The organism is Gordonia hongkongensis, assembly GCF_023078355.1.
In the GTDB taxonomy this organism is placed as follows: domain Bacteria; phylum Actinomycetota; class Actinomycetes; order Mycobacteriales; family Mycobacteriaceae; genus Gordonia; species Gordonia hongkongensis.
The window spans coordinates 4278278-4303960 of the sequence record NZ_CP095552.1 but is presented as its reverse complement, the minus strand read 5'-3'; the positions used below and the strand labels follow the sequence as shown (position 1 = coordinate 4303960).

The 25683-nt window shown below is 67.3% G+C and carries 26 protein-coding genes and 1 pseudogene; 11 read left to right on the top strand and 16 right to left on the bottom strand.

Annotation, left to right across the window (positions count from 1 at the left end):
• Positions 1 to 10 precede the first annotated feature (10 nt).
• The gene (locus MVF96_RS19425; RefSeq protein ID WP_065629767.1) at positions 11 to 667 is read right to left on the bottom strand and encodes a GNAT family N-acetyltransferase; all 657 of its coding nucleotides are present in this window, start codon (positions 665 to 667) and stop codon (positions 11 to 13) included.
• Positions 668 to 836: 169 nt separating this feature from the next.
• Between MVF96_RS19425 and fadD8 the strand changes: the two are divergent.
• Positions 837 to 2482: pseudogene (gene fadD8 / locus MVF96_RS19420) on the top strand (fatty-acid--CoA ligase FadD8).
• Positions 2483 to 2929: 447 nt separating this feature from the next.
• Here fadD8 and MVF96_RS19415 read toward each other — a convergent pair.
• Both MVF96_RS19415 and MVF96_RS19410 read right to left on the bottom strand, forming a co-directional pair.
• A complete protein-coding gene (locus tag MVF96_RS19415) occupies positions 2930 to 4048 on the bottom strand; it encodes a DUF5685 family protein (protein WP_137810454.1) in 1119 nt (372 codons plus the stop codon).
• 77 nt (positions 4049 to 4125) lie between these two features.
• Complete coding sequence (locus MVF96_RS19410) at positions 4126 to 5082, bottom strand: helix-turn-helix transcriptional regulator (RefSeq protein ID WP_247452141.1); 957 nt, start codon at positions 5080 to 5082, stop codon at positions 4126 to 4128.
• A gap of 94 nt (positions 5083 to 5176) precedes the next feature.
• Between MVF96_RS19410 and MVF96_RS19405 the strand changes: the two genes are divergently transcribed.
• Positions 5177 to 5842 (top strand): TIGR03086 family metal-binding protein, encoded by a 666-nt coding sequence (locus MVF96_RS19405; protein ID WP_247450102.1) that lies wholly within the window; start codon positions 5177 to 5179, stop codon positions 5840 to 5842.
• A gap of 312 nt (positions 5843 to 6154) precedes the next feature.
• Here MVF96_RS19405 and MVF96_RS19400 read toward each other — a convergent pair whose 3' ends face one another.
• The 3 genes from MVF96_RS19400 to MVF96_RS19390 all read right to left on the bottom strand — a co-directional run bounded on the left by MVF96_RS19400 (position 6155) and on the right by MVF96_RS19390 (position 9528).
• Complete coding sequence (locus MVF96_RS19400) at positions 6155 to 7459, bottom strand: IS110 family RNA-guided transposase (RefSeq protein WP_247449427.1); 1305 nt, start codon at positions 7457 to 7459, stop codon at positions 6155 to 6157.
• Positions 7460 to 7873: 414 nt separating this feature from the next.
• Positions 7874 to 8365, bottom strand: a complete 492-nt coding sequence (locus MVF96_RS19395; protein ID WP_137810450.1) for a nitroreductase family deazaflavin-dependent oxidoreductase — start codon at positions 8363 to 8365, stop codon at positions 7874 to 7876.
• Positions 8365 to 9528 (bottom strand): steroid 3-ketoacyl-CoA thiolase, encoded by a 1164-nt coding sequence (locus MVF96_RS19390; RefSeq protein WP_247450101.1) that lies wholly within the window; start codon positions 9526 to 9528, stop codon positions 8365 to 8367. The genes MVF96_RS19395 and MVF96_RS19390 overlap by 1 nt, the downstream gene beginning before the upstream one ends.
• Positions 9529 to 9866: 338 nt before the next feature.
• Here MVF96_RS19390 and MVF96_RS19385 point away from each other — a divergent pair, with 338 nt between their 5' ends.
• The 5 genes from MVF96_RS19385 (at position 9867) to MVF96_RS19365 (ending at position 13472) form a co-directional block, all read left to right on the top strand.
• A complete protein-coding gene (locus MVF96_RS19385) occupies positions 9867 to 11186 on the top strand; it encodes a cytochrome P450 (RefSeq protein ID WP_137810448.1) in 1320 nt (439 codons plus the stop codon).
• Positions 11183 to 11635, top strand: coding sequence for a nuclear transport factor 2 family protein (locus MVF96_RS19380; protein ID WP_065629762.1), 453 nt, complete (start codon positions 11183 to 11185; stop codon positions 11633 to 11635). Before MVF96_RS19385 ends, MVF96_RS19380 begins: the two co-directional genes overlap by 4 nt.
• A gap of 201 nt (positions 11636 to 11836) precedes the next feature.
• On the top strand, positions 11837 to 12316 hold the full coding sequence (locus MVF96_RS19375) for an RNA polymerase sigma factor (RefSeq protein WP_247452140.1): 480 nt from the start codon (positions 11837 to 11839) through the stop codon (positions 12314 to 12316).
• Complete coding sequence (locus MVF96_RS19370; protein WP_247450099.1) at positions 12313 to 12927, top strand: hypothetical protein; 615 nt, start codon at positions 12313 to 12315, stop codon at positions 12925 to 12927. Before MVF96_RS19375 ends, MVF96_RS19370 begins: the two co-directional genes overlap by 4 nt.
• Positions 12924 to 13472 (top strand): carboxymuconolactone decarboxylase family protein, encoded by a 549-nt coding sequence (locus MVF96_RS19365; protein ID WP_247450097.1) that lies wholly within the window; start codon positions 12924 to 12926, stop codon positions 13470 to 13472. The genes MVF96_RS19370 and MVF96_RS19365 overlap by 4 nt, the downstream gene beginning before the upstream one ends.
• A gap of 45 nt (positions 13473 to 13517) precedes the next feature.
• Here MVF96_RS19365 and MVF96_RS19360 read toward each other — a convergent pair whose 3' ends face one another.
• From MVF96_RS19360 to MVF96_RS19350, 3 genes are read right to left on the bottom strand one after another with little or no spacing between them, the layout of a single operon-like run.
• The gene (locus tag MVF96_RS19360; RefSeq protein ID WP_247450096.1) at positions 13518 to 14696 is read right to left on the bottom strand and encodes a thiolase domain-containing protein; all 1179 of its coding nucleotides are present in this window, start codon (positions 14694 to 14696) and stop codon (positions 13518 to 13520) included.
• Between the two features lie 6 nt (positions 14697 to 14702).
• Entirely contained in the window at positions 14703 to 15746 is a 1044-nt protein-coding gene (locus MVF96_RS19355; RefSeq protein WP_058253562.1) for a thiolase domain-containing protein, read from the bottom strand.
• On the bottom strand, positions 15746 to 16777 hold the full coding sequence (locus MVF96_RS19350; RefSeq protein WP_247450095.1) for an OB-fold nucleic acid binding domain-containing protein: 1032 nt from the start codon (positions 16775 to 16777) through the stop codon (positions 15746 to 15748). Before MVF96_RS19350 ends, MVF96_RS19355 begins: the two co-directional genes overlap by 1 nt.
• A gap of 91 nt (positions 16778 to 16868) precedes the next feature.
• On the opposite strand from MVF96_RS19350, the gene MVF96_RS19345 reads away from it, so the two are divergent.
• Complete coding sequence (locus tag MVF96_RS19345; RefSeq protein WP_247450093.1) at positions 16869 to 17906, top strand: LLM class F420-dependent oxidoreductase; 1038 nt, start codon at positions 16869 to 16871, stop codon at positions 17904 to 17906.
• Positions 17907 to 18131: 225 nt separating this feature from the next.
• Positions 18132 to 18773 carry a PAS and ANTAR domain-containing protein gene (locus tag MVF96_RS19340; protein ID WP_159371973.1) on the top strand — a complete coding sequence of 214 codons (642 nt, stop codon included), beginning with the start codon at positions 18132 to 18134 and terminating at the stop codon, positions 18771 to 18773.
• Between the two features lie 47 nt (positions 18774 to 18820).
• Here the strand turns inward: MVF96_RS19340 and MVF96_RS19335 are convergent, their stop codons facing one another.
• Positions 18821 to 19642, bottom strand: coding sequence for a crotonase/enoyl-CoA hydratase family protein (locus MVF96_RS19335; RefSeq protein WP_247450092.1), 822 nt, complete (start codon positions 19640 to 19642; stop codon positions 18821 to 18823).
• A gap of 102 nt (positions 19643 to 19744) precedes the next feature.
• On the opposite strand from MVF96_RS19335, the gene MVF96_RS19330 reads away from it, so the two are divergent.
• Both MVF96_RS19330 and MVF96_RS19325 read left to right on the top strand, forming a co-directional pair.
• Positions 19745 to 21370, top strand: a complete 1626-nt coding sequence (locus MVF96_RS19330) for an acyl-CoA synthetase (protein WP_247450091.1) — start codon at positions 19745 to 19747, stop codon at positions 21368 to 21370.
• 22 nt (positions 21371 to 21392) lie between these two features.
• Positions 21393 to 22532: an NAD(P)H-dependent flavin oxidoreductase gene (locus MVF96_RS19325; RefSeq protein ID WP_247450089.1), complete on the top strand. Its 1140-nt coding sequence runs from the start codon at positions 21393 to 21395 to the stop codon at positions 22530 to 22532.
• Between the two features lie 50 nt (positions 22533 to 22582).
• Here the strand turns inward: MVF96_RS19325 and MVF96_RS19320 are convergent, their stop codons facing one another.
• The 6 genes from MVF96_RS19320 to MVF96_RS19295 form a co-directional block, all read right to left on the bottom strand.
• On the bottom strand, positions 22583 to 23335 hold the full coding sequence (locus MVF96_RS19320; protein ID WP_137810441.1) for a DUF1275 family protein: 753 nt from the start codon (positions 23333 to 23335) through the stop codon (positions 22583 to 22585).
• Positions 23336 to 23771: 436 nt separating this feature from the next.
• Positions 23772 to 24368 carry a hypothetical protein gene (locus tag MVF96_RS19315; RefSeq protein WP_247450088.1) on the bottom strand — a complete coding sequence of 199 codons (597 nt, stop codon included), beginning with the start codon at positions 24366 to 24368 and terminating at the stop codon, positions 23772 to 23774.
• Positions 24369 to 24509: 141 nt separating this feature from the next.
• Positions 24510 to 24716, bottom strand: a complete 207-nt coding sequence (locus MVF96_RS19310; protein WP_058253556.1) for a hypothetical protein — start codon at positions 24714 to 24716, stop codon at positions 24510 to 24512.
• Between the two features lie 50 nt (positions 24717 to 24766).
• A complete protein-coding gene (locus MVF96_RS19305; RefSeq protein WP_139115600.1) occupies positions 24767 to 25057 on the bottom strand; it encodes a hypothetical protein in 291 nt (96 codons plus the stop codon).
• The gene (locus MVF96_RS19300; RefSeq protein ID WP_068972596.1) at positions 25044 to 25385 is read right to left on the bottom strand and encodes a hypothetical protein; all 342 of its coding nucleotides are present in this window, start codon (positions 25383 to 25385) and stop codon (positions 25044 to 25046) included. The genes MVF96_RS19305 and MVF96_RS19300 overlap by 14 nt, the downstream gene beginning before the upstream one ends.
• Positions 25382 to 25654, bottom strand: a complete 273-nt coding sequence (locus tag MVF96_RS19295) for a hypothetical protein (protein ID WP_139114248.1) — start codon at positions 25652 to 25654, stop codon at positions 25382 to 25384. Before MVF96_RS19295 ends, MVF96_RS19300 begins: the two co-directional genes overlap by 4 nt.
• Between the last annotated feature and the right edge of the window lie 29 nt (positions 25655 to 25683).

The window sequence follows — 25683 nt, the reverse complement described above, 5'->3', positions numbered from 1 at the left end:
AGGTGGACCGTCAGGCGCTGGGCGCGCGGACGACCATCGGCACGCCGGGGAAGTACGCCGCCATCTCCGAACGGGACTTGCGTAGCGCTGCGGTGCCGTACCCCGACTTGCGGAACTGCGGGTGGATCCAGATGCGCAGGTCGATCTCGCCGTCCTTCAGTTCGCCGAACACGAAGCCGACCTTCGACTCGCCTTCGACGGCGACCAGCCAGACGGCTTCCTCGGCGTCGACCCGGGCGGTGGCGGCATCGATCTCGGCCGCGACATCGCCGGCGGGAGCGCCCGAACCGTCGCCGGCGGTGCCGATCTCGTTGGTGCGCGCCGAGAACAGTTCGGCGTCGGCGGACGGGTCGAACGGACGGAGATCAAGGGTGTCCCCACTGCTGGCCGGACGTTCGGCGAGCGTGAAGGTGAGGGCGCTGTTGAGGTTGTCGAGTTCGGCCTGGTTCTTGCGGCGGTCGTCCTTGGTGAGCTGGTCGAGCTTCATGTCGAGGATGGCCTCGGCGCCGAGCTTGGATTTGCCGAGCAGGTCGACGATCGCGGTGACGGCCTCGTCGTGATTCTCGGCGTCGACGATGGCATCGAGGACCTCGTGGCGGCGCTCGAGGGCGGTCAGCAGGGCGTCGGCGATGTCACGCCGGGTGGTGGCGAGGTCGAGATCAGTCATGACTCGATCCTAGGTCACCGGTGGTTCCCATGTGGGGGACATCCGGCGCGTGCGCAGGGGGTCGGACGACGTCTCGGAAATGCGAATCTAGAACAAGTTCTACCGTTGGGTCTGCCTGTTTTGGTGGAGATTCTTCCCTAGAGCTGTAACACGTCCTAGTCTGGTGGTCATGACGAACGAGGGTACGACGACAGCACCGGCCGACTTCGATCACCTGCGCGGGGGCACGCACATGGGCGACCTGATGGTCGCGGCGCTGCGGCGGCACGCCGACCGCACCGTGCTGTCTCTCGGCGACACCGAGATGACCGGCGGTGAGATGGCGGCGTCGATCAGCCGCTACATCCAGGCGTTCGAGGGTTGGGTGCTGGTACGGGAACCGCGGTCGGCCTACTTGCGCTGAATCGGCCCGAGGTGCTGTTCGTGATCGGCGCCGGCCAGACGCAGGGATGGCGCCGCACCGCTCTGCATCCCCTGGGCTCACTCGACGACCACGCGTACGTGCTCTCGGACGCCGGCGTGTCGACTCTCATCATCGACCCGGTGCCCATGTTCGTCGAGCGGGCCGCGGCACTGCTCGAACGGGTTCCCGGTCTCAAGCAGGTGCTGACCCTCGGGCCGGTGCCGGAGCAACTCGCCGCCCACGCGCGGGACGTGATCGCCGAAGCCGACGGCTTCGAGCCGAAGCCCCTTGTCGCCGCGCATCTCTCACCCGACCACGTCGTCTCCATCACCTACACCGGCGGCACCACCGGCAAGCCGAAGGGCGTCATCGGGACAGCCCGCGCGATGTCGACGATGACGCAGATCCAGCTCGCGGAATGGGAATGGCCCGAACACCCGCGGTTCCTGCTCTGCACGCCCCTCTCGCACGCGGGTGCCGCTTTCTTCGTCCCGACCCTCATGAAGGGCGGATCGATGGTGGTGCTGTCCAAGTTCGACCCGGCCGAGGTGCTGCGCACGATCGAGGAGCAGAAGATCACCGCGACGATGCTGGTGCCGTCGATGCTGTACGCACTGATGGACCACCCGGACTCGAAGACGCGCGACCTGTCCTCGCTGGAGACTGTGTACTACGGTGCGTCGCCGATCAATCCGGTCCGGCTCGCCGAGGCGATCGAGCGCTTCGGGCCGATCTTCGCGCAGTACTACGGCCAGTCCGAGGCGCCGATGGTCATCAGTTACCTGGCGAAGGGTGACCATCCGGGTCCCGGTGAGGACCAGCGTCGGCTGAGCAGCTGCGGACGGCCGTCGGCCTTCCTGCGTACCGCCCTGCTCGGGCCCGACGACAAGCCCGTCCCGCAGGGCGAACCCGGCGAGATCTGCGTCGCGGGACCACTTCTCGCCGGCGGGTACCTGGGCCTCCCCGAACAGACCGCGGACACCTTCCGCGACGGCTGGCTGCGCACCGGCGACGTGGCCCGCGAGGACGAGGACGGATTCTGGTTCATCGTCGACCGCACCAAGGACATGATCGTCACCGGTGGCTTCAATGTGTTCCCGCGCGAGGTCGAGGACGTCGTCGCCGAACACCCGGCAGTGGGTCAGGTCGGCGTGATCGGTGTCCCGGACGACAAGTGGGGCGAGGCGGTCACCGCGATCGTGGTGCTGCGCAACGATGCCGACGCCGACGACGCGGCGAAGGACCGGATCACCGCCGAGATCCAGCAGTCCGTGAAAGACCGCAAGGGTGCGGTGCAGTCACCCAAGCGGGTGATCTTCGCCGATGCCCTGCCACTGACCGCGCTCGGCAAGCCGGACAAGAAGGCGCTGCGGTCCCAGTACTGGGCCGACTCCGACCGCGGGGTCGGCTAGATCCCCTCTGCTCCCTGATCCGAAAGTAACGACCTGCCCCCTGCTCCCTGAGGAGCGCCCGGAGCTTGCGGAGGGCGCGTCACGAAGGGTCTTCGCAACCGGCTCACCAGGACCCTTCGTGACGGCTCCGCAAGCTCCGGCCTCCTCAGGGAGCGGAGGTTCTTTCGTTGTCCACGACGGCCGCCTGGCCGCAGATACTGAGGTGTGAGGAGCGTTAGCCGCCGGGCCGAGCAAGCGACGAAGGAGCGCATCGAGGTCGACGAGCCACGAAGGGCCTGGTGAGACAGGTTGCGGCGCCCTTCGTGGCTCGCTTCGCTCGCACCTCAGGGAGCACAGGGGGAGCGCATTGCTCGCACCTCGGGGAGCACAGGGGGAGCGCATTGCTCGCACCTCAAGGAGCACAGGGGGAGCGCATTGCTCGCTCCTCAATTGACCCGCCCGGGCGGGTCACAGGTCGCAGCAGTCGCAACAATCGCAGCAGTCGCAGTCGTCGCAGACCGCGTCCTTGTACTTGTCGGTGAAGTGATTCCAGTGGTCGACGCAGCAGGCCTTGCCGAAGCACGAGACGCCGATGAACGGCAGAATCCGTTCGTGGAACGATCGATTCGGTTTGAAGGGTGGCGGGTACGGCCACTCGGTCGGATAGCCGAACGGCCGGTGCGGCGGCCACTGGGTGCGCGAGTCGGCGACCACCGAAGGGGCCTCCGCGTGCGGGTGCATGCGCTTGTGGATCGCGTGGCGCAGTCCGTCGAGCAACACCACTCGTAGGAGTCGGTCGTCGACGAGTTCGAGGTCGGCGTAGCGGGTCCGGATCGCGGAGGCGAGTCGCCGGCACTGCTCGAGCGCGGTCTCCGGCGACGTTCCGGTGGACCGGAGTGGGTTGTACCGTCCCTGCTCGGCGTCGGAGTCATAGTCGTCGACCGCGTCCAAGAGGTGCGCTATCCGGCCGAAATCGGCACCGATGTCGGAGAGCGCTGCCTCGTTGCGGGGTGCGTCGGCGAGTATCGCCGACGCGGAGAAGACCTGTGCCGCAGCCACTGCCGACGCCCGGGTGAGGTCGTCGAGGACGACGCTCGTCGACTCGATCTCGGCTTGACGAGAGAGCGTCGTCATCATCCCGTCGACATCGAGACGTCGGGCGACCTCGGTGTCGGCCGCGGCATTCCGGCGCAGGTGGCTCCCGGCATAGTCGGCGAGCTTCGCGCGTACCGGCCGACGGGGCGCCAGCGCGTGTCGCTGCTCGTTGCCGACGTCGGCCGCCTTCGCGGCGGCGAGGGTGAGGGAGGCGGTCGCGGCGAGGCGGACACCCGGTTCGTCGGCGGACACGACTGTCGCCGTGCGCATTCCGCGTAGGGGACACCGACCGGCCTCGGTGGAGGCGCACTCCGACGTCGACTGGGCTGCGGTGAGGATCGACACCATCACCGCATCGGTGTTGACCGTCAACCTGCTCGACTGGCCGTGGTTGTCGCGCAGCGACAGACAGACCCCGCACAGGTGGGAGCGCCACTGGTCCATCAGGTCGTCGTCGAGTGCGTGCCGACATGGAGTGAGAACCCCGAACATTCGAGAATCAGACCACAGGCAGGGGGGCCTCGCCAGAGGATTCATTCGTTCGGTGCAGGCGGCCCGATGTGCTCGCCTCAGTCGCCGCCGACAACGCGGGCGCGGGCCGTGAGCGTGGTTCGGAGCCATTCCGGCTCGCAGACCACGAAGTCGTGGTCGAACATCGACGCCCACAACGCGCGCGTGGCGTGGCGACGGTCGGCGAACCGGAGTCCGAGCCGACATCGTCCTTCTGGTGAGCGGTCGAGATATGTTGCGGCGGCGATTGACTCGATCTGCTCGGCATCGTCGGCCGAGCAGTCGATCACCACGTCGACGGGTTCGAAGGAGCGTCGGAACGCGTCACGATGCCGCTCCCAGATCTCGCCGAGGTCGACGTCATCGGACCGGCGCGCGGGTTCGTCGAGGACGTCCACGTCGCTCATCCGGGAGACGCGGTACATGCGTTCCGCCGAGCCGGCGCCGTCGTGCGACGTGCTGCGCGGTGAGGTGGCGACGAGGTACCAGGTCTCGCCCGCCACGATGAGTCCGATCGGGTCGAGGACGTGCTCGCGCGGGGTGGGCGCACCCCGGCTCCGGTAGCTCACACGGATCCGTCGGCCCTCGAACACGGCGAGTTGTACGGCCTGGAGGCCGTCGAGGATCTCCGGGGTTCTGACGAAACCCTCCGGACGGACCAGGATCCGCTGCGCGGCGCGCACGGCATGACTCCGGTGCGCCTCGGGCAGGGCGGCGGTCACCTTGCGCATGGCGCTGGTGAACGCGGGGGAGTCGACCCGTCCGGTACCGGCGAGCAACGACGTGGCCTCGTCGACGGTCAGTCCGGTGAGATCGGTGCGATACCCCGGTAACAACGCGAAGCCGCCGTGCCGGCCGCGCTCGGCGTAGACCGGCACGCCGGACAGCGACAGCGCGTCGATGTCGCGGAGCACGGTTCGTTCGGAGACCCCGAGCTCGGCGGCCAACTCGGCGGCGGTCACCCGCTCGTGCTTCTTCAGCACCATCAGCAGGGCGATGAGACGTTCGGCGCGCACGATCATGATTCTCTCCCGAATACATGACAGTAGATGTCGTGTATTGCGGATTCACTGGTGTCAGACCGACCGACTACCAGGAAAGGACGTCATCATGACCGTAACCACACCAGAGGCCGTGCCCGCCCCGGCCGCACCCGCCGACCCCCGTCCCGCATTCCGAGTGGCAACTAGTTGGGTCGCCGCACTGTTGACCGGGATCGCCGACGAGCAGCTGGAAGCGCCCACTCCCTGCGAGGACTTCGACGTCCGGACACTCTCGGCGCACGTCGTGGCGACCGCCGAGCGCGCCCGGGCCCTCGCCGACGGACTCGACGTCCGAACGATGCGGACGATCGCCGAGGAGCACGACGCTGCCACCTACTCCGCGCTGGTCGAGGCCGCCCTGGAGGGATGGGCCGATGATGCGTCGCTGACCCGCATGGTCCAGGTGCCGTGGGGTGAGGTACCCGGCGCAGGCGCGCTCTGGGGCTATGTCAGCGAGACCCTCGTGCACGGCTGGGACCTCGCCGTCGCGACAGGCCAACCCGCGGAAGCCGATCGCGCGACGGCCGAGGCGACCCTCGCGGTCGCGCAGCAGTTCATCCCGGCCGAGATCCGCACCGACCCCAACGTGCCGTTCGGCGTCGTCGTCGAACCCCGCCCCGGCGCCGGACCCACTGAGCGACTGGCCAACTGGACCGGCCGGGACCCCGCGGGCTGGTCCCGGCTTCGTGAGGCGGGTGGCGGCCTCTGCTCCCTGAGCCCCTCTGCTCCCTGAGGAGCGCCCGGAGGGCGCGTCTTCCTGCTCCCTGAGCAGCCTATGAGGGTTTGTGTCAACAGGGTCCTGTGATGGGTGTGGGCGTGGGGGTGTGGCCCGGCGGCCGGTGGTGGCTGCGGGATGGATGATGGTGGGGTTTTGGATGGCCGGGGTCGTTGCCTGGCGCGGGCTCTACCTAGCGGTCAAACGGGTTGGTACCCAACAGCCTTCATTCGAGCTTGGTTCGCGCCGGGGTGGGACTGCTCAGGCTCAGGGTCGGGCTTATGTGCCCAAGGAGCAGCGAGCTTGTCCCGGCCGGAAGGGGTTTAGGGGTCAGGCGGCGGTCCTTTCTACGGGTCGGGTACGGCCGGCAGCGATGTCAGGGTTCCACGGCGTGGCGGTGGTGATGACGACGTATAGCTGCCGCAACAGAGCCGCGGCGATCGCTACCCGGGCCTGGTTGGGGTTGAGGCGGTTTGCTTCTCGGCTGGTCAGGTGCCGATAGCGGGCGGCGTATACCTCGTTGTGGGTCAACGCCGCGAACGCCGCTCGCCAGGCGGCGACCCGCAACAGCGGCCGGCCACGACCACTGATGCGGGTGGCGCCGCGGTAGGCGCCGGAGGAGTTCTCCCGGGGGCATAGTCCGGCATGTTTGACTACCGCCCGCGCCGAGTCGAAGCGGGTCAGGTCACCGGTTTCGGCGAGGATCGCCGCCACCGAGACCGCCGATACTCCGGGAATGGATCCGGCGAGTTCGTGCAGGCCCAGCCCGGTGAGGACCTCGATCATGGCCGCCTCGACCTGCTCGCAGGCGGTGCGGGCGTGGTGAAAGTCGGCCAAGGCGTAGCGGGCCCGTTCCAGCGCACCGGCCTCGGCGGTGATCGTGGTCTCGGTCTGGACGGCGAAAGCGGCATCGACGATCGCGACCAGGATGCGGGTAGTGACCCGACGCCCACCCCAGCAGGGCAGTTCGGCGCGTACGTGTTCGCGGAGCCACGCCACCGCCTGTTCCCGGCTGCCCTGGGCGGTCAACGTTTCCGGGGTGCAACCGATGACGGCCATCGCGGCCAGCCAGGTCACCGATTTGAACGGTTGCCCGGCGCAGTCAAGGGCGTGGGGCCAGGCGCCTTCGAGGAGGTCGCGGGCTTGTTGCTGCGCCGCACCACGGCGGGTGAGTTGCTGGGATCGGCGTACGCCGAGGTGACGTAGCCGGGTCCATTGCTCGTCGGCGTGTTCGGGCAGATAGATATGAAGTTGGGTGGTCAGCCGTGCGATCAGCAGGGCGTCTTTGTCATCGGATTTGTCGTGGGTGAAGTCTTCGGTCTCTCGGGCCCGTGCCACCGCGATCGGCTGCACACACACCATCTGCACCCCGACCGCCGCGGTCAGGTCTCGGACCGTTTTCCAGCGATGCCCGGTCGGTTCACACGCGATGACGATGCCGGCAAACCCGGCAGCGGTAGCGGCGGTACGGCTCCACTCGATCGCGGTGGCCAACTGCGGTGGCGCGCAGTGAAAAGTTCTGCGCGCCACGATGCGGGAGTCGTGATCGACCACAGCGACAACTTGCTTTTTCGACGCCAGATCAATCGCTGCGACCGCGTAGTCACGGCGCACGATGCCCCGGAACTTGCTCAACCGATCGTTGCGACGCTTGTCTCCACGACTCAAACGACTAGCCTTAGACATTGACATCCTCCTTTTGTGGTTGGGATAACCAAGCCCCTTATGACCACATCAGGAGGATGTCCCAGTTACCAGCCCTTCCAGCTATTACTAGCAGCGTCCGGAGCTTGCGGAGGGCGCGTCACGAAGGGTCTGGCGACCGAGGGTGCGAGCGTGACGGCCCCCTGCTCCCTGAGGCGGGCGACGGCCCACTGCTCCCTGAGGTGCGAGCGAAGCGAGCCACGAAGGGTCTGGTGAGATGCCCTGCCGCCCTTCGTGGCTCGTCGCTATCGCTCCTCACACCTCAGGGAGCGGAGGATCTTGCTCTCCTCACACCTCAGGGAGCGGAGGATGTTGCACCTCGGGAGAGCAGAAGGTGTTGAGCGATCAGCGGGCCGGCTCGCAGATGACCACCGGGATCGTTCGTTCCGTCCAGGCGGCGTAGGTGTCGTAGTCCGCGTAGGTGTCGACGAGATCAGGCCAGAGCTCGGCGCGCTCGGCATCGGTGGCGGTGCGCGCCACGAGGTCGTGCTTCTCCTTGCCGATCTGGATGGTGACCTGCGGGTTGTCCCGGAGATTGAGGTACCAGGCGGGGTTCTTCGCCGAGCCGCCCTGGGAGGCGACGACGACGAAGGCGTCCCCGCGTCGTAGGTAGATCAGCGGCGCGGTGCGCGGCTGTCCCGACTTGCGGCCGATGGTGGTCAGCAAGCACACCGGCGCGGGCTTGCGGAGGCCCGCACCGACCCGCCAGGTGCCCCCGACACGACCACCGGTGGCCTTGTACAGCGCGGTGTTCGCCTTCGACCCCAGTTTGATGATCTTGCTGACGATCGGCGAATCGAGCTGCGCGGGCTTGTTGTTCGGGTCGAGTGCGGGCATCAGATGCGCTCGATGATGGTGCCGGTGGCCATGGCGCCGCCGGCGCACATCGTGACCAGCGCGGTCTGACCGTCCCGACGCTCCAGTTCGTGCAGGGCGGTGGTGATCAGGCGAGACCCGGTGCTGCCCACGGGGTGTCCCAGGGCGATGGCACCGCCGTTCACGTTGACCTTGTCCAGGTCGGCGCCGTGGACCTGGGCCCAGCTGAGCACCACGGACGCGAACGCCTCGTTGATCTCGAAGATGTCGATGTCGGACAACGACATACCCGACTTGGCCAGGACGCGCTCGGTCGCCTGGACCGGACCGTCGAGGTGGAAGTACGGCTCCGCGCCGACGAGCGCCTGCGCCTTGATGCGTGCGCGCGGTGTCAGGCCCAGTTCGCGTGCCCGGGACTCGTCCATGATGAGCACGGCGGCCGCGCCGTCGGAGATCTGTGACGACGTTCCAGCGGTGTGGATACCGCCCTCGAGAACGGGTTTGAGCGCGGACAGGGATTCGAGCGTGGTGTCGCGCAGACCCTGGTCACGGCTGATGTCGAGGATGTTCCCGGTCAGTTCGCCCTCTTTGGTGCGCTCGGGCGCCTTGAGGCTCAGGACCTCGCGGTCGAATCGACCCTCGTCCCATGCCTTGCGGGCGTTGCGTTGACTGCGCTCGCCGAGCGCGTCGATGTCGGCGCGCGTGATACCGCGGCGTTTGGCGATCCGTTCGGCGGCCTCGAACTGGTTCGGCATGTCGACGTCCCACGAATCCGCGTGGTACGGACCGGCATTGGTGCCGACGTTCGCACCGAGCGGAACGACCGACATTGTCTCCACCCCGCAGGCGACGCCGATGTCGATCGCGTCGGAGGCGATGAGCCCAGCGATCAGATGGTTGGCCTGCTGCGCCGAACCGCACTGTGCGTCGATGGTGGTGGCTCCGGTCGCCTCCGGCAGACCCGCGGACAGCCAGGCCTTGCGCGTGATGTTGCCGGCCTGGGCGCCTGCCTGGGTCACGCAGCCGCCGATCACCTGCTCGACGAGGGCGGGGTCGAGGCCCGCCTTCTCGAGGAGGCCGCGTTGGGTGATGCCGAGCAACTCCTCGGCGTGTAGGCCCGAGAGCCAACCGTTGCGCTTGCCGATCGGCGTGCGCGCCGCTTCCACGATGACGGGAACGCCCATCGCCACTCCTTCGTTCGTACCGGTGAACCCGGATGTCCACGGATGAGGCCACGACGGTCCGTCGAGGCCGCTGTGATCACGCTAGAACACGTTCTATGTTTGCGTCTACGCTGGGGTGGATGATGCGGGCAGGACGGCCCACTCGGCGGGTGTTCGACGCCATGCGTCGACGCTGCACGACGATGAATGTGAACGGATCTGCGACAGAAGATCGCAGGTCGGGATACCGGACCGGGAACAAAACTAGAACAAGTTCTCATCTGAGGGTGTCGTATGCGTCACAGTGTGCTTCAATGTGGTTGAAACAGGTTCTAAATCTCACAGCGAGGTGGTGTGACGTGACCCAGGCCCAGAGCGCCCCGATCGGCAGCGAGCCGACCCCGGCGGATTCTGCGCGCACGAGCCCTTCCGACGTAGTCGCGAAGTGCCCGTTCATGGAGCAGGAGGGGTGGGATTTCACCAACCCCGATCTGCTCGAGCAGGGAATCCCCGTGAAGGAGTTCGCGCAACTGCGCAAGACCGCGCCGGTCTGGTGGAATGCCCAGGCGCCCGGCAAGGGCGGTGGTTTCCACGACGGCGGGTACTGGGTGATCTCCAAGCACGCCCATGTGCGCGAGATCTCCAAGAACAACGAGGACTGGGAAACCAACGCCAACGGCGTCATCATGCGTTTCGAAGACGACATGACCGCCGATCAGATCGAGATCACCAAGGCATTGCTGATCAACCACGATCCGCCGGAGCACACCCGCCTGCGCAAGCTGGTCTCCAAGTTGTTCACGCCGCGCGCCGTGCATTCACTCGAGGAGAAGCTCGACGACGCCGCGCGCGAGATCGTGACGCGGGCCGCGGAGAAGGGCAGTGGCGACTTCGTCAAGGACGTCGCCGTCGACCTGCCGCTGCTGGCCATCGCCGACCTCCTCGGCGTGCCGGAGGTGGATCGGGAGAAGCTGTTCGACTGGTCGAACTCGATGATGAACGCCGACGACCCGGACTACACCACGGACCCGCAGCAGGCCAATGCCGAGATTCTCGGCTACGGCTACACGATGGCCGAGGAGAAGCGCAAGAACCCCGGTGAGGACATCGTCACCACGCTGGTGAACGCCGACATCGACGGGCAGTCGCTCGACGAGACCGAGTTCGGGTTCTTCTTCATCCTGCTGACCGTCGCCGGCAACGAGACCACCCGCAACGCCATCAGCCACGGGATGAATGCCTTCCTGGACAACCCCGATCAGTGGGAACTGTTCAAGAAGGAGCGCCCGGCGACCGCGGTCGACGAGATCGTGCGGTGGGCGACCCCGGTCAACTGCTTCCAGCGGACGGCCAAGCGCGACACGCAGATCGGCGGCGTCGACATCGCCAAGGGTGAGCGCGTCGGCATGTTCTACGGTTCGGCGAACTACGACGAGGACGTCTTCGACGATCCGTTCTCGTTCAACATCATGCGCGATCCCAACCCGCACGTCGGGTTCGGCGGCAACGGTGCGCACTTCTGCGTCGGCGCGAACCTCGCGCGGATGGAGATCAACCTGATGTTCAACGCGCTCGCCGACATGGTGCCCGACATCACCAAGCTCGACGCACCGCGCCGCCTGCGCCACGGCTGGATCAACGGCGTCAAGGAACTCCGCGTCGACTACGGCACCAAGTGACCGCAGCAGAGCAGACACCGGCCTACCTCGGCATCGACCGGGAGAACCATCCCGCAGTCGTGGCTGGGCGTCGTTCGCGTGAGTTCGTGGAATCCAGGGACAAACAGGCCTGGATCGACAACTTCGCGGCCGACGCCACGGTCGAGGACCCGGTCGGCCCGTCGATGTTCGACCCGGACGGCGTCGGATTCCGCGGGCATGAGCAGATCTCGGAATTCTGGGACAAATCGATCGGGACGACCGAGAGCATCGAGTTCCGCTTCGACGAGGAGATCATCTGCGGGAACGAGGTCGCCTACATCGGCAGCATCGTCACCCACATCGCCGGCCACGTCTCCGAGGCGCGCGGGGTGTTCACCTATCGCGCCGACGCCGACGGCAAGCTGTCGGCGCTGCGCGCCTTCTGGGAAGTCGAGAAGACGATCAACTCGGTGCGCAAGGCCGGATAGTCGCAACACGAGCCGCCACGGGCGGGACAGGGTGCTCACCCTGTCCCGCCCGCGGTCGTTTGTGGGCCGGGTTCTCCCATCCGTCGTTACAGTGCGTCGGCCGGGCCCGAAGATGGGGTGACAGGTTCACCGACGCCCCCACGGCGTCGTCGACGGAGGGGGAGCGACTCGAAGTCCGGCGCGGTCGATCAGTTCGACGCGGTGTACCGCGAACACGTTGCGGGGGTCTGGCGCTACGTGCGGACCCGTGTGCCCGGGGCCGCCGACGCCGACGACGTGACCGCGGAGGTCTTCGTGAAGGCGATGCGCTCGTGGGACCGGTTCGACGACCGGCGCGGCAGCGTCGGCGCCTGGCTGATCGGGATCGCGCGGCATGTCGTCGCGGACTGGTGGGTCCGGCGATCCCGCGAGGTGCCGGTCGCCGAGGTCGACGTCGGCGACGCCGGGGCGTCTGGGTACGACGGCGATCCCGAGACCGCGATGCTGCGGGCCGCCGCGGCCGACGACGTGCGCAGCCGGTTGTGGGTTCTGACGGCGCGCGAACGAGAAGCCGTGACCCTCCGATTCGCCACCGAACTCACCTCCGAGGAGATCGGCGCGGCGATGGGGATCTCGGCGACGGCCGCGCGGATGCTCGTCTATCGCGGGGTGGCGAAATTGAGGGAGGTGATGCCGAGGTGACGCCTCACGATCCGAGTGAACAGTTCGACCCCGTGGACATCGCTGCGGCCGAACGACTCGATGACGCGATATCGGCAGTTCTCGACGGGCGCGATGTCCCGAATGCTCCGGACCCGGAACTCGAGTTGCTCGCCGGTGCCTTGCGGCCCGATCCGCCCGCGTCGACCTACGCGGCGGTCGACCGGATACTGCATCCTGCGCCTGCCGGTCGTCGGAGAAGACGGTGGTCGGCGGCGCAGGTGGCCGCGGCCGCGCTCGGCGCGATCCTGATCATCCATGGCGTCGGGAACATGATTGCCGGCGAGTGGATCTCGGCGTCGCTCGGCGAGCCGTTCAACCAGCACGCGATGGTCGACGGCGGATTGGCGTTCATCGCCGTCGGCGCGGCGATCGCGGTCGCCTCGACGCGTCGCCAGTGGCTACCCGTCGCCGTCATCGTGGGCGTGCCGCTCGGACTGGTGATGGGCGGACGCGGTCTCCACGAGATCGGCGTCTTCGCCTGGGGTGCGGTCGCCCACGGTGCGGTCGGTGTGGCTGCCCTGGTGCTGCTGGTCACATATGTGCTGGGGCGGCGTTACAGTTTTCGGCCGGATCGGGAAGGGCGGGTATGAGAGCACTGCATCGAATCCGGAATTATGTACGCGCGATGCGGCGGGCTCGTCGTCATCGCGCCGAACTCGTCGGCCACCTCGCTCGTCGGCCGCTGGTGGCGGGCGGGATCGCCGGGATGGAGAGCGCGATGCTGCTGTCCAACCGGATGGACCCGAAACTCAAAGAACTGGCCGAACTCAAGGCCGCCGGGATGGTCAGTTGCGAGTTCTGCCTCGACATCGGCTCCGCGCTGGCGTCGGGCGCCGGGATCACCCAGCAGCAACTCCGCGATCTGCCGCGCTACCAGGAGTCGACGGCCTACACCGATCTGGAGAAACTCGTGATCGGCTACGCCGAGGCGATGACCCGTACGCCGGCTGTCGGCGACGATCTCGCGGACCTGCGCCGCCGGTTGGCCGAACACCTGTCGGAGACGCAGATCGTCGAACTCGCGATGACCGTGGCCTGGGAGAATCAGCGGGCGCGTCTCAACCAGTCGCTGGGTGTGCGACCCACGGGAATGGCCGACGGCCTCGCCTGCGCTGTCCCCGAACGCACTTCGTAGCATTCATGCGCACATATGGCGCGCATGAATGCCACGAGGTTCCGCTCAGTGCAGGGGCTTGTCGGCGCCGACGAGCCACATCGAGAAGTACTGCGAGCCACCGCCATAGGCGTGGCCCAGTGCCTTCCGGGCGTCCGGGACCTGATGGTCGCCGGCCTTGCCCATGACCTGGATGGCGGCCTCGGCGAACCGGATCATGCCCGACGCCCCGATCGGGTTCGACGACAACACACCGCCGGACGCGTTGAGCGGGATGCGCCCGCCGATCTCGGTGTCGCCGGATTCGGTGAGCCTCCACCCCTCGCCCTCGGCCACGAATCCCAGGTTCTCCAGCCACATCGGCTCGAACCAGGAGAAGGGCACGTAGATCTCGGCGGCGTCGATCTCCTCCAGCGGGTTGCTGATGCCGCCGGCCTTCCACAACGCGGCCGCGGCATCGCGACCGGCCTGCGGGCTGACGACGTTGCGGTGCGCGTAGGACAGCGGCTCGGTGCGCATCGCGGTGGCATGGATCCACGCCACCGGATCGCCTGCGGCGATCGCGGCATCGGCGACATCCTCGCTGCCGATGACGACCGCGCAGGCCCCGTCCGATGACGGGCAGGTCTCGTCGTAACGGATCGGGTCCCAGAGCATCTGCGAGCTCATGACCTTCTCGACCGTCTGATCCGGTTGGTGCAGGTGCGCAAGCGGATTCAGCGCGCCGTTACGGCGATCCTTGGCGGCGACCATCGCCCCGATGTGCTCGGGCGCGCCGGACTGCCGGATGTAGGCGCGGACGTGCGGGGCGAAGAAGCCACCCGCGCCGGCGCCCACCGGCTTGGTGAACGGCACCGGGATCGACAGGGCCCACATCGCGTTGGACTCGGACTGCTTCTCCCAGGCGACGGCCAGGACCCGCTTGTGCACGCCCGCAAAGACCAGCGACGCGGCCACATTGGCCGTCGAACCGCCGACCGAACCCGCGGTGTGTACGCGGATTAGGCGTTTGCCGACCGCGCCGATGGCCTCGGCCATCGCGAGCTCCGGCATCATCGACCCCTCGAAGAGGTCCGGGGCCTTGCCGATGACGATCGCGTCGATGTCGTCGAGCGAGACCTTGGAGTCGATCAGCGCGGCGTCGATGGCCTCGCGGACCATGCCCGCCATCGTGACGTCGGACCGCTTCGCGACGTACCGTGTCTGCCCGGTGCCCAGCACCGCGGCACGATTGTTGTGTCCCATCAGTTCTCAGGCCCCCTCGTTGTTCTGGGCACTCAGGGTGACCACCATGTTCTGTTGCAGCAGCGGGCCGCTCGAGGCGTGGGCGACCGCGGTGCCGGCGTTGCCGCCGAGGATCTCGTTGGCCGCGTACCCGATCCGCTGGAGACCTGCGGAGAACAGCGAGTTGCCGGCCAGCGAACCGCCGGACGGATTGATGCGCACCGAGTCGGGGAGTCCGAGCGCGTTGCGGACGATGATCTCCTGGTGCGTGTACGACGCGTTGATCTCGGCGACGTCGACCGCGCGGCTGCGGTCGCCGAAGGCGGTGTCGCCGGCCAGCTTCGTCGACGGTGAGACGGTGAGATCGCGTGCCCCGAAGTTGGGTGTGTCGATGCGGTGATCCCACCCGGTGACGAAGGCAGGGTTGGCCACCAGCTCGCGGGCCTTGCGCTCGCTGGCGATGACGACCGCTGCGGCGGCATCGGTGTACGGCGCGATGTCGTGCTGTCGCAGCGGGTTCGCGACGTACTCACGACCGAGCAGCTCGTCGACGGAACCGCCGAAGGTCCGAGCACCGACCGCGGCCATGTCGGCCTCGGTCCACACGCCCGCGTCGAGGCCGGCGCGAGCCTGCAGGGCGCCGAGCGACCGGGCATCCGGATGCAGCGGGGCGACGGTGTACGGATCGGTCTGCAGGGTGAGCGTCTGGTCGGCGTTGCCCGCGGTGGCCTTGCCGAATCCGTAGGCGAGGGCGAGATCGACCTCGCCCGTCGCGATCTTCACCCACGCCTCGTACAGCGCCCAGGCGCCGTCCATCTCGACGTGGGACTCGTTGATCGGCGGCATCGCACCGATCGAGTCGATCGCGGAGATGAACGAGAATGCCCGTCCGGCAAGGTAATCGGAGGAACCGCTGCACCAGAACTCGATGTCGGTGCGGGCGATGCCGAGTTCGGCGTAGAGCTTGTCGAAGCAGGGGATCAGCATCTCGACGCCGTTGGTGGTGCCGTGGGAGCCGGCGATGTTCGGGCTGTGCGCGAAGCCGATGATCGCGATCGGTGGCAGTGTCATCAGAGGTGGTCCTTATAGGTCTCGTACTCGGCGTCGGGCTCTCCGGTGGGCGCGAAGTGGCTGATGTTGCCGATCGAGTACTCCCATTCGTCCTCGGGGAGCCAGACGGCCTTGACGCGCATGCCCATCCGGACCTCGGAGGCCTCGCAGTCCAGGATCAGGTGCAGGAACGGGATGTTCGCCCCGTCGAGGAGCACGTAGGCCGCCACGTAGGGCGGCTTGATCCGCTGTCCCTGGAAGGGCACGTTGACGATGCAGAACGTGGTGACGATGCCGGTGTGGGCCAACTCGACGCGCTCGGATGCGGGTGAACCGTCGGCGGGGCTGACGCCGCGGGGCGGGAAGTACACGCGCCCCGCGTCGACTCCCGAACCGATGCGGGTGCCGATCAGCTTGCCCGCCTTCAGTCCTTCGAGGTACACGGACTCTTCCTCGTTGGCCGAGTGCGTGATCGCGGTGCTGACCGGGGTGGGGATGACGAGCAGCCCCGCCTCCGCGCCCTGGGGGGCGTCGGCGGTGTTGGCCGGAGCGGTGGCGGGTTCCTCGCCGGGGGCGAAGTACGCGATGTCGTCGATCCGGCCGATGCGCGCGGCGCCGAAGACGGCGTGGACCCGCAGGCCGGTCGACAGGTCGTCGGGCGAGTCGGCCGAAACCGCGTGCAGCAGTGTGGTGTCCGCGCCGTCGAGACGGATCAGCGCCCACGCGAACGGCGTGTCCAACGGTTGGCCCGGCAGCGGCTCGGGGTTCCACGTCCACGTGGTCACCGTGCCGACGGTCGACACCTCGACGAACTCGGCGGACTGGGTGCCGGTGACGGGGTCGAACTCGACCGGGGGAACCGACACCTTGCCGTCGCTGCCCTTGGACCCGATGATCCGGCCATCGCGCAACGCGAGCGCGAACTGGCTCAGGACCGGGCCCAGCGACCGTGTGTAGTCGAAGGAGTTGGTCAGGGGAGCGGTCAGGATGGGGGACTTCGGCTCGGGCACCTCGGCGACGGGATTCGGGGCGGCCGGAGACGTTACGCTCATGCTCACATCTCGAGTAGAACACGTTCTAGTATTGGGCACAAGATGCATGTCAGGCCGTGGGAAGCGCGGCCCGGCGAGAAGGGGAGTGGTTGTGAAGCTCGGTCTGCAACTGGGGTACTGGGGTGCCGATCCGATTCGAGAAGCGCCGGAGTTGATCGCCACCGCGGAGGAATGCGGGTTCGACGCGGTCTTCACCGCCGAGTCGTGGGGCTCCGACGCGTACACGCCGCTCGCCTGGTGGGGCGCGGCGACCTCGCGCATCCGTCTGGGCACGGCGGTGGCCCAGCTGTCGGCGCGGCCGCCGACCTCCCTCGCCATGCACGCGCTGACCCTCGACCATCTCTCCGGCGGCCGACACATCGTCGGGCTCGGGGTGTCGGGCCCGCAGGTGGTGGAGGGCTGGTACGGCGAACCGTTCGCAAAACCGTTGGCGCGCACGCGCGAGTACGTCCGTGTCGTCCGGGACGTGCTCGCCCGGGAGGGCAAGGTGACCAGCTCGGGTCCGCACTATCCGCTGCCGTATCCGGCCGACGCGCCCGGGGCGACCGGGCTCGGCAAACCGCTCAAGCCGATCACGCATCCGCTGCGCGCCGACGTGCCGATCTGGCTCGGCGCGGAAGGGCCGAAGAACGTCGCGCAGACCGCCGAGATCGCCGACGGTTGGCTCGCCATCTTCTTCAGCCTGGGCCTCGCCGACCAGTACAACTCGTGGCTCGACGAGGGGTTCGCCCGGCCGGGGGCACGGCGTTCCCGGGACGACTTCGAGGTGGCCGCGACGGTTCAGGTCGTCATCACCGACGATGTGTCCGCGGCCATCGATCGCTACCGGCCGTCGACGGCGCTCTACGTCGGCGGAATGGGCGCCAAGGAGAAGAACTTCCATGCCGAGCTGTACAAGCGGATGGGTTACGCCGACGCCGTCGACGAGATCGTGAGCCTGTTCCTCAGCGGCAAGAAGGCCGAGGCGATGGCCGCGGTGCCCGACGAGATGGTCCGCGAGACGATGCTCGTCGGCACGGCCGACGAGGTGCGCTCTCAGATCAAGGAGTGGGAGGCGGCCGGCGTCACCATGCTCATGGTCACCGCCCGCGACACCGAGACGATCCGGGAACTCGCGACGTTGGTGTGACGACGCACCCGGTGTCGGTGTGTGCCGGAGGGGACACGGTATCGGTCATCCGCCGCGTGCGACCGTCTCCGGCGACAGCCGTAACCGGCGAACTCCGGCCGTGGCCCGACATCGAACCATAGAATTTCTCGCGTGCAGCCAAGTCAGCACGGTCCTCGTTGCGGGGACGCCGACCACGAACGGGGCGGCCTGCCGACGGGGCGAGAGAACAAAGTGCCCGACCGAATGCCGGCGGGCATGCAACGTATCGGCGACTTCCGCTTCTTCTACGAGGGCGAGAAGTGGGAATGGTCCGATGAGGTCGCCGCCCTGCACGGTTATGCGCCAGAGGAGGTCGAACCGACCACCGAACTCATGCGCCGCCACAAGCACCCCGACGATCGAGCCCACTTCGACGCCGTGCTGGCCGAGATGCTCACCAATCACGCGCCGTTCTCGAGTCGGCACCGCATCGTCGACACGTCCGGGCGGGTCCGCCCGGTTGCGGTCATCGCGCATTCCATCACCGACGCCGCGGGGCGCGCCATCGGCACCGAGGGCTTCTACCTCGACCTGACCGACGCCGAGATGGCCGTGGTGCAACGGCGGGTCGACGACCAGGTACGAGCCTTCCGCGACAGCAGCGGCGTGATCGAGCAGGCCAAGGGCATGCTCATGCTGGTCTACGGAGTCAACGCCGACCGGGCGTTCGATGTGCTCCGGTGGCGCTCACAGCAGGAGAACGTGAAGATCCGCGACGTCGCTGCAGCCCTCGTCGACGAGATCCAGGCGGGCATGACCATCGAAGAGCATCATCGTCGGCGTCTCGACGAGATCGTGCTGCGCCCACGCAGGTCGTCGGGGGATACGTCGGACGCCGTCCGCTGACCGGGGGCGTCGCGGAAGTCGCTGCGCGGCTGAACTGTCGGGTGCTGCTACTCCCCGGTGAATTCCGGCGTGCGCTTCTCGGCGAACGCGCGGGGTCCGACCTTCGCATCCTTCGACTTGAAGACCGAGATGCCGATCTTCACATCGATCTCGAAGGCGTCGAGTTCGTGTAGGCCCTCGGTGTCGCGGATGGTCTTGAGGATGCCCTGCACCGCGAGCGGACCGTTGGCCGCGATTTTCCCGGCGAGTTCGAGTGCCTTGTCGAGAGCGGTCCCGTCGTCGACGACATGGCCGATCAGTCCGTATTCGAGCGCCTCGCGCGCGGTGACGTGGCGGCCGGTCAGCAGGATGTCGCACGCCACGGTGTACGGGATCTGCCGGACGAGGCGAACCGCGCTGCCACCCATCGGGTACAGGCCCCAACGGGCCTCGGAGACACCGAACTTCGCGCTCTCGCCGGCGACCCGGATGTCGGTGCCCTGCAGGATCTCGGTACCGCCGGCGATGGCGGGTCCCTCGACTGCGGCGATGAGCGGCTTGGTGAGACGGCGTCCCTTCAGCAGGGCCGGCAACGAGGCCGGATTCCACGCACCGGAGTCGACGGTGTCGCCGGGAGCGTTCTTGTTCATGCTCTTCAGGTCGGCACCCGCGCAGAAGTACCCGCCGGCGCCGGTGAGGATGGCCACCCGGACGTCGGGATCGGCATCGACCTGGTCCCACGCCTCGGTCATGATCCGCATCATCTCCGTCGACAACGCGTTGCGCGCCTCCGGGCGGTTCATCGTCACGATAAGGATGTGCCCGCGCTTCTCGACGAGGCACTCGGGTGCCTTCTCGGTGACGGACTCGGCGGGGGTTGCTGTGGTCATCGCTGCACTCCGGTGTCGCTGTGCTCGGGTGGTGATCAGGTGATGGCGGCGGGCGCGTTTTGCCGCTTGCCCAGAACGATAACACGTTCTAATTTTGAACCCATGGCTTACACGATCGCCGACCTCATCGAGCATGCCGTCGACCTGGTTCCCGAGCGCGTCGCGCTCGAGTCGGGCGACCGCTCGCGCTCCTACGCCGACCTGGAGGCGCGTGCCAACGCCCTCGCCCACAAACTCCGGGAACTAGGCGTACAACCGGGCGACCGAGTGGGTCTGTACAGCAGGAACACCATCGAGTCGGTCGAGGCGATGGTCGCCATCTTCAAGGCGCGCGCGGTGATGGTCAACGTCAACTACCGCTACGTCGAAGCCGAGCTGGAACACATCTTCACCGACTCCGGGATGAAGGTGCTGATCCACGAGCGGAGCTTCGCCGGTCGCGTGTGCAACACGTTGCCGAAAGCGCCCGATCTCGAGTACCGCGTCGTCATCGAGGACGGGTCGGACGAGGACCTGTGCTGTGCGGGCCACAGCGATGCGATCCGTTTCGAGGAGGCGATCGCGGCGTCGTCGACCGAACGCGACTTCGGGGAACGCAGCGACGACGACCTGTACATGCTCTACACCGGCGGTACCACCGGGAAGCCGAAGGGCGTGGTGTGGCGGCAGGAAGACGTGTGGCGCGTCCTCGGTGGTGGAATCGACTGGTACACCAGCGAACCCGTACCCGACGAGTGGCATCTCGCCAAGACCGGTGCCGAGGGCGGGCAGCTCGTCCGGTACCCGATCCCGCCGTTCATCCACGGCGGCTCGCAGTGGGCGATCTTCCAGTCCCTCTTCGCCGGCGGAAAAGCGGTGGTGTACCCCGAGTTCAGCGGATCGTCGGCGTGGGACATCGTCGAACGACACAAGGTCAACGTCGTGTTCATCACCGGAGATGCGATGGGGCGCCCCATGATCGAGGCGCTGGAGAGCGGTGGGGACCGTGACCTGTCGAGCGTGCTGTCGATCGCGTCGTCGGCCTGCCTGTTCTCACCGAGCGTCAAGGAACAGTTCCTCGACCGGTTCCCGAATTCGGTCATCATCGACGCGATCGGATCGTCGGAGACCGGCTTCGGCGGGATGGGCGTCGTCGCGAAGGACACACCGCACACCGGCGGTCCGCGGGTGAAGGCGGACAAGGAGACCCACGTCCTGCGGGAGGACGGTACGCCGGTCGAGCCGGGCAGCGGCGAGGTCGGTGTGCTGGCGCGATCCGGCCACGTACCGCTGCGCTACCACAACGACCCGGAGAAGTCGGCGAAGACGTTCAAGGTCTTCGACGGCGTGCGCTACTCGCTGCCCGGCGACAACGCCGTCCTCGAGGCCGACGGCACGATCACCATGCTCGGCCGTGGGTCGGTGTCGATCAACACCGGCGGCGAGAAGGTCTTCCCCGAGGAGGTGGAGGGGGCGCTCAAGGCCCACCCGGACGTGTTCGACACCGTCGTGGTGGGTGTGGCCGACGACCGGTGGGGTCAGCGCGTCGCAGCGGTCATCGCCACTCGGGACGGTGCGCGTCCGTCGCTCACGAGTCTCAACGAAGTTGTCCGAAAAGAGTTGGCGGGCTACAAGTGTCCGCGCAGCGTGTGGTTCGTGGACGAGATCAAGCGTTCTCCCGCAGGCAAACCCGACTATCGATGGGGAGCGTCGGTCACCACCGAACGTCCCGCCGACGAGGCGCAGTAGAGCGCCGGAAGCGAGCTGAAACATGCGTACTGAACTGGCCGAGAAGTTCGGCATCGAGTATCCGATCTTCGGATTCACCCCCAGCCAGGACGTGGCGGCGGCGATCAGCCGGGCTGGTGGCCTCGGTGTCCTGGGTTGTGTCCGCTTCAACGAGGCCGAGGAGCTCGACGAAGTCCTGGAGTGGATGCACGACAACACCGACGGCAAACCGTTCGGGGTCGATGTGGTGATGCCCGCCAAGATCCCGACCGAGGGCTCGAAGATGGACCTCGACTCGATGATCCCGCCGGAGCACCGCGCGTTCGTCGAACGCACGCTGGACGATCTGGGCGTGCCCCCGCTCCCGGGTGGAGACCGGGTCGACGCCGGGGTGCTCGGCTGGTTGCACTCGGTCGCGCGCTCGCATGTCGACGTCGCGATGGAGCATCGTCGTAAGTACGGACAGATCAAGCTGATCGCCAACGCACTCGGCTCGCCGCCGGCCGACGTCATCCAGACCGCGCACGACAACGGCGTCCTGGTCGCCGCGCTCGCGGGCGCGAAAGAGCATGCGCTGCATCACGTCGAGGCGGGCGTCGACATCGTCATCGCCCAGGGCTACGAGGGCGGTGGGCACACCGGTGAGGTCACCTCGATGATCCTGTGGCCGGATCTCGTCGACGCCGTCGGCGACACCGCGCCGGTCCTCGCGGCCGGTGGCGTGGGCAGTGGCCGCCAGATCGCCGCGGCGATCGCGCTCGGTGCGCAGGGCGTCTGGATGGGCACGTACTGGCTGACGGCGGCGGAGTACAAGCTCGGCGTGCCGGAGGGTTCCGACAAGCCGTCGACCGTCCAGCAGGCGCTGCTGAAGGCGACGTCGCGGGACACCGTGCGCCGCCGCATCTACTCGGGAAAGCCTGCGCGACTGCTGAAGACGGCCTGGACCGATGCCTGGGACGCCGAGTCCGCGCCCGAACCGTTGCCGATGCCGCTGCAGAACCTGCTCGTCGCCGAGGCGCACGCACGGATCTCACAGGCCGACAATCCCGATGTCGTCGCGATGCCGGCCGGTCAGATCGTCGGACGCTGCAACGCGATCACGCCCGTCGCCGACCTCATCGCCGACCTCGTCAGCGAATACGACGAGGCCGTCGGCCGGATGAACAAGACGCTGGGCGGCTGACCGGCCCGTCCAGGAGTCGACGCGACCGGCCGACGACGCGGCTGGTCATGTCAGCGGACGTCGGCACGCAAGAACTTGGGATGATCCAGACGCCAGGTGATCGCCGCGGCGACCACCGCGACCACGGCCAGGGTCAGCAGCGAGTTCCGTTCGTCGAAGGCGTTGAACAGCAGGCCGCCGAATCCTGCACCGGCGAGGAATCCCGCGTAGGTGCTCAAGTGAGCGACCCATCCCCATCGCTTGGCGCCGGACACGTGCAACCCGGCGCCCTGGCCGATTTTCACCAGGGTGCCGGTCACGTAGGACAGAGGCATGACCACCTCGCCCTTGCGGCTGATCGAGGTGTTGAGTGCGCCGAGACCGAAGGCCAGGCAGAGAACCGGGCCGGCGCCGAATTCTCGGTTGCCGTTGTCGAGGTTGATGTCGATGAGCCACGCGGCGATCGTCGAGCCCGCGGTCAGCATTGTCGCCCCGTGCCGGGCCTTGCGCCAGACGTACATCCTGGCCAGGGTGGCCACGAACACGCCGAGAACGAACACCACCACGGTGAGCAGAGCGGTGAAGCCGAGCTGATGGGCCCCCTTGACGTGTTCGAGCACCAGTCGCTCGCTGTTGCCCGTCATGAAGGTCACGTACCACCCGGAGGAGTACAGCCACGCCGCCGCGCCGGTGGCCCCGGCCAACGCGGCGAGGACGGCGGCGAGAATCATTTCCCGCCCGTCGTGGAAGGGGCCCAGCAGCTCCGTTCGGGTTGACTGTCTGCGGGAGTCGGATTCGGGTGCGGTGCGTTCGGCTACGGTCATCGGTCGGCTCCAGTCCTGTCGATAGGGCTGTGGTCGTGATCGGCTTTCGAACGGGGGAGTGCGTCCCGGCGGCATCGGCGGTCTGTCCCGTCGGGGAAGCCCGAATTGAGCGGTTCCCTATCTCCCAGAGCACCGGAAGTCGGCCGTCGGCGCCACGTGAGTCCGACCACATGCGGGACCAGCCGGGCAATCGGTCACCAATCGACCCGTCTTCGGAACCAACGCGGTGGCACGACCGTTGCGTCGTGGCCGCCAGTCGTCTTGATCCCGCGCCAGCGGCCACCCCGCGCTGGTTGAGCCGGCAGGCAGGTGCCCGCGCGGTCGGCCACCCCCCCGCTGGTTGAGCCGGCACCGAGCGGAGCGAGGAGCCGAGTCGAAGCCACTGGGTGACCGGGCGAGTGTCCCCGACGGCAACGGCCTCGCCGCTTGGCTCAGGCTAGGGCGAGGTGTACTCGCCCCATAGGTCGTCGACGATGTCGGCGACGTCTGGCGGGAGGCAGCTCGCGTCGGGGCACGGCCCCGGCGGCATGGGGGTCGGTGCGATCAGGGTGCCGACTTCGGCGGGAAGTGTCAGCCGCGTGGTTCGCGCGGTCGACGGCTTTCCGGCCGGGCCCAGCGTGCCCCACTGTTCGACGCCGTCGAACCCTGGCACGGTGGTGCATCCCCAGTACAGGTCCCAGTTGCCGTCGGGCAGGACGGTGGACCCGCTTGGACCCTCGTCGGTGAACACCTCGAGCGCCACGGTGCGCGTGCCACCCGGCGCGATCAATGCGCGCGGGTCGACGGGGTTGACGTAGCCGAAGGGTGGTCGCGAGTCGCTGTCGGCCACGGACCCGGCCGGGAGCCCGAACATCTTGCACCCGATCACCGCCGTGGACCGGTTCGTGACGGTCACGGTGACCGAGTTGCCCGACACCGAGGGTGTGATCGTCACGTCGTTCGGTGCGGCGTTCGCGATCGCGGGGGAGAGGATTGCCGCGGTTGCGCATCCGAGTGCGATGCCCAGGGTGCGGAGCAGGTACCTACCGGTCATGGTGTCCAGCCTCTCGTCGGGCGTACCGGTGCCAGTCTCACCCATTCGGAGCGCATCCACCACCAATGGACAGAATCCTCATCGTCCCGGCGGGCGCAGGTGTCGAACCGAGGGGGTTTGTGAGGCGGCGGTGTCGCTTCCTCAGGCGCTGGCGTACACGAGCAAACCCGCGAGAACCAGTACGTAAGTCAGGCTGCCGGCCACTAGGCCGGTGCCGATCTGGCGGGATGTGCCGGTGACGAGCATTGCCGCGCCGAGGACAAAGAGAAACAGAAACAGGAAGACGTTGGCGACCCACACGAACAGAAACGTGCACGGTGCCGCTACCAGCGTAAAGATCACTGTCATCGGAGTCGCGGGTCCGAAGAATCGGTTGTCGGGTGGCTCATCGCACGGGTTCACAGCCAACCCCCGTAGGGAATGACGGCCACACTCATGGTCACGGTGGCCGTCGTGATCGTGATAACCCAGCTGCGCGCAGCGGGACGTTTGACGATGGCGACGACACACGCGGTGGCTAGCGAGATCGTTACGAGGACGGGGAGAACGCGTGACGTGTCGGAGTTGAGCGCAGCGAGAAAGATCGCGACTGGCAGAAGCAACGACACGAGTGTCTGTGCCGCGTAGCTCAATTGGGTTGGGTTGAAAGATTCTCCGCCCACAGAGGCGACTTCGTCAGTCACTTCCATGTGACGTTTCTGGGTTGGGCGGAGCCGACAAAGACGATGTCGTGGACGGGCCGTCGCCAGTCTTGACGTAGTCGAAGAGTATCAGGATGCCAAGTGCGGCAACGAAGGTGAGGTACGCGACAGTAATCCCGGTACCGACTTGACGAGCCACCCCCCGATTCGCCATGAGCGCAATGCCGACGAATACGAACACGATATTGAGCAATATTCCGATCACCCACAGGTAATTCACCGCAATCAAAGCGAGGGTGATCGCGGCAACGCAGATGTAGGGCGTGATCGGTCCGAAGAATCGGTTGGCCGATTGGCGGTCGTCGCGATTTGTCACATCACACCAGTTATGAGGTAGACGGGCACCGCGGCCGCAACGACCACGCCTCCCCACGAGCGGGTGCGACGAGGTAGGGCAAGGGCGCATCCGATCAGCAACGTCGTCGTGGCCAGCACCAAGGCTATTACTACTCGGTTATCGGCGAATAGGAACGGAATGCCGAAACTCGAACATAGGATGGCAACGACGGTTGCCGTTTGGGCAGCGAAGACGCGTTGACCAGCCTGGTCGCCGGGTGGTGCGTTGCTGCTTGATTCGTTGGTCATGGACGCCGTCCTCATTTTTTTGCGGTATC

What these genes read in the sequence shown, in the direction of transcription:
- MVF96_RS19425 (WP_065629767.1), bottom strand. Translation starts at nt 667, where the DNA reads ATGACTGATCTCGACCTCGCCACCACCCGGCGTGACATCGCCGACGCC.
- MVF96_RS19415 (WP_137810454.1), bottom strand. Translation starts at nt 4,048, where the DNA reads ATGTTCGGGGTTCTCACTCCATGTCGGCACGCACTCGACGACGACCTG.
- MVF96_RS19405 (WP_247450102.1), top strand. Translation starts at nt 5,177, where the DNA reads ATGACCGTAACCACACCAGAGGCCGTGCCCGCCCCGGCCGCACCCGCC.
- MVF96_RS19395 (WP_137810450.1), bottom strand. Translation starts at nt 8,365, where the DNA reads ATGCCCGCACTCGACCCGAACAACAAGCCCGCGCAGCTCGATTCGCCG.
- MVF96_RS19390 (WP_247450101.1), bottom strand. Translation starts at nt 9,528, where the DNA reads ATGGGCGTTCCCGTCATCGTGGAAGCGGCGCGCACGCCGATCGGCAAG.
- MVF96_RS19365 (WP_247450097.1), top strand. Translation starts at nt 12,924, where the DNA reads ATGAGAGCACTGCATCGAATCCGGAATTATGTACGCGCGATGCGGCGG.
- MVF96_RS19360 (WP_247450096.1), bottom strand. Translation starts at nt 14,696, where the DNA reads ATGGGACACAACAATCGTGCCGCGGTGCTGGGCACCGGGCAGACACGG.
- MVF96_RS19355 (WP_058253562.1), bottom strand. Translation starts at nt 15,746, where the DNA reads ATGACACTGCCACCGATCGCGATCATCGGCTTCGCGCACAGCCCGAAC.
- MVF96_RS19350 (WP_247450095.1), bottom strand. Translation starts at nt 16,777, where the DNA reads ATGAGCGTAACGTCTCCGGCCGCCCCGAATCCCGTCGCCGAGGTGCCC.
- MVF96_RS19340 (WP_159371973.1), top strand. Translation starts at nt 18,132, where the DNA reads ATGCCGGCGGGCATGCAACGTATCGGCGACTTCCGCTTCTTCTACGAG.
- MVF96_RS19335 (WP_247450092.1), bottom strand. Translation starts at nt 19,642, where the DNA reads ATGACCACAGCAACCCCCGCCGAGTCCGTCACCGAGAAGGCACCCGAG.
- MVF96_RS19330 (WP_247450091.1), top strand. Translation starts at nt 19,745, where the DNA reads ATGGCTTACACGATCGCCGACCTCATCGAGCATGCCGTCGACCTGGTT.
- MVF96_RS19325 (WP_247450089.1), top strand. Translation starts at nt 21,393, where the DNA reads ATGCGTACTGAACTGGCCGAGAAGTTCGGCATCGAGTATCCGATCTTC.
- MVF96_RS19320 (WP_137810441.1), bottom strand. Translation starts at nt 23,335, where the DNA reads ATGACCGTAGCCGAACGCACCGCACCCGAATCCGACTCCCGCAGACAG.
- MVF96_RS19315 (WP_247450088.1), bottom strand. Translation starts at nt 24,368, where the DNA reads ATGACCGGTAGGTACCTGCTCCGCACCCTGGGCATCGCACTCGGATGC.
- MVF96_RS19310 (WP_058253556.1), bottom strand. Translation starts at nt 24,716, where the DNA reads ATGACAGTGATCTTTACGCTGGTAGCGGCACCGTGCACGTTTCTGTTC.
- MVF96_RS19305 (WP_139115600.1), bottom strand. Translation starts at nt 25,057, where the DNA reads ATGGAAGTGACTGACGAAGTCGCCTCTGTGGGCGGAGAATCTTTCAAC.
- MVF96_RS19295 (WP_139114248.1), bottom strand. Translation starts at nt 25,654, where the DNA reads ATGACCAACGAATCAAGCAGCAACGCACCACCCGGCGACCAGGCTGGT.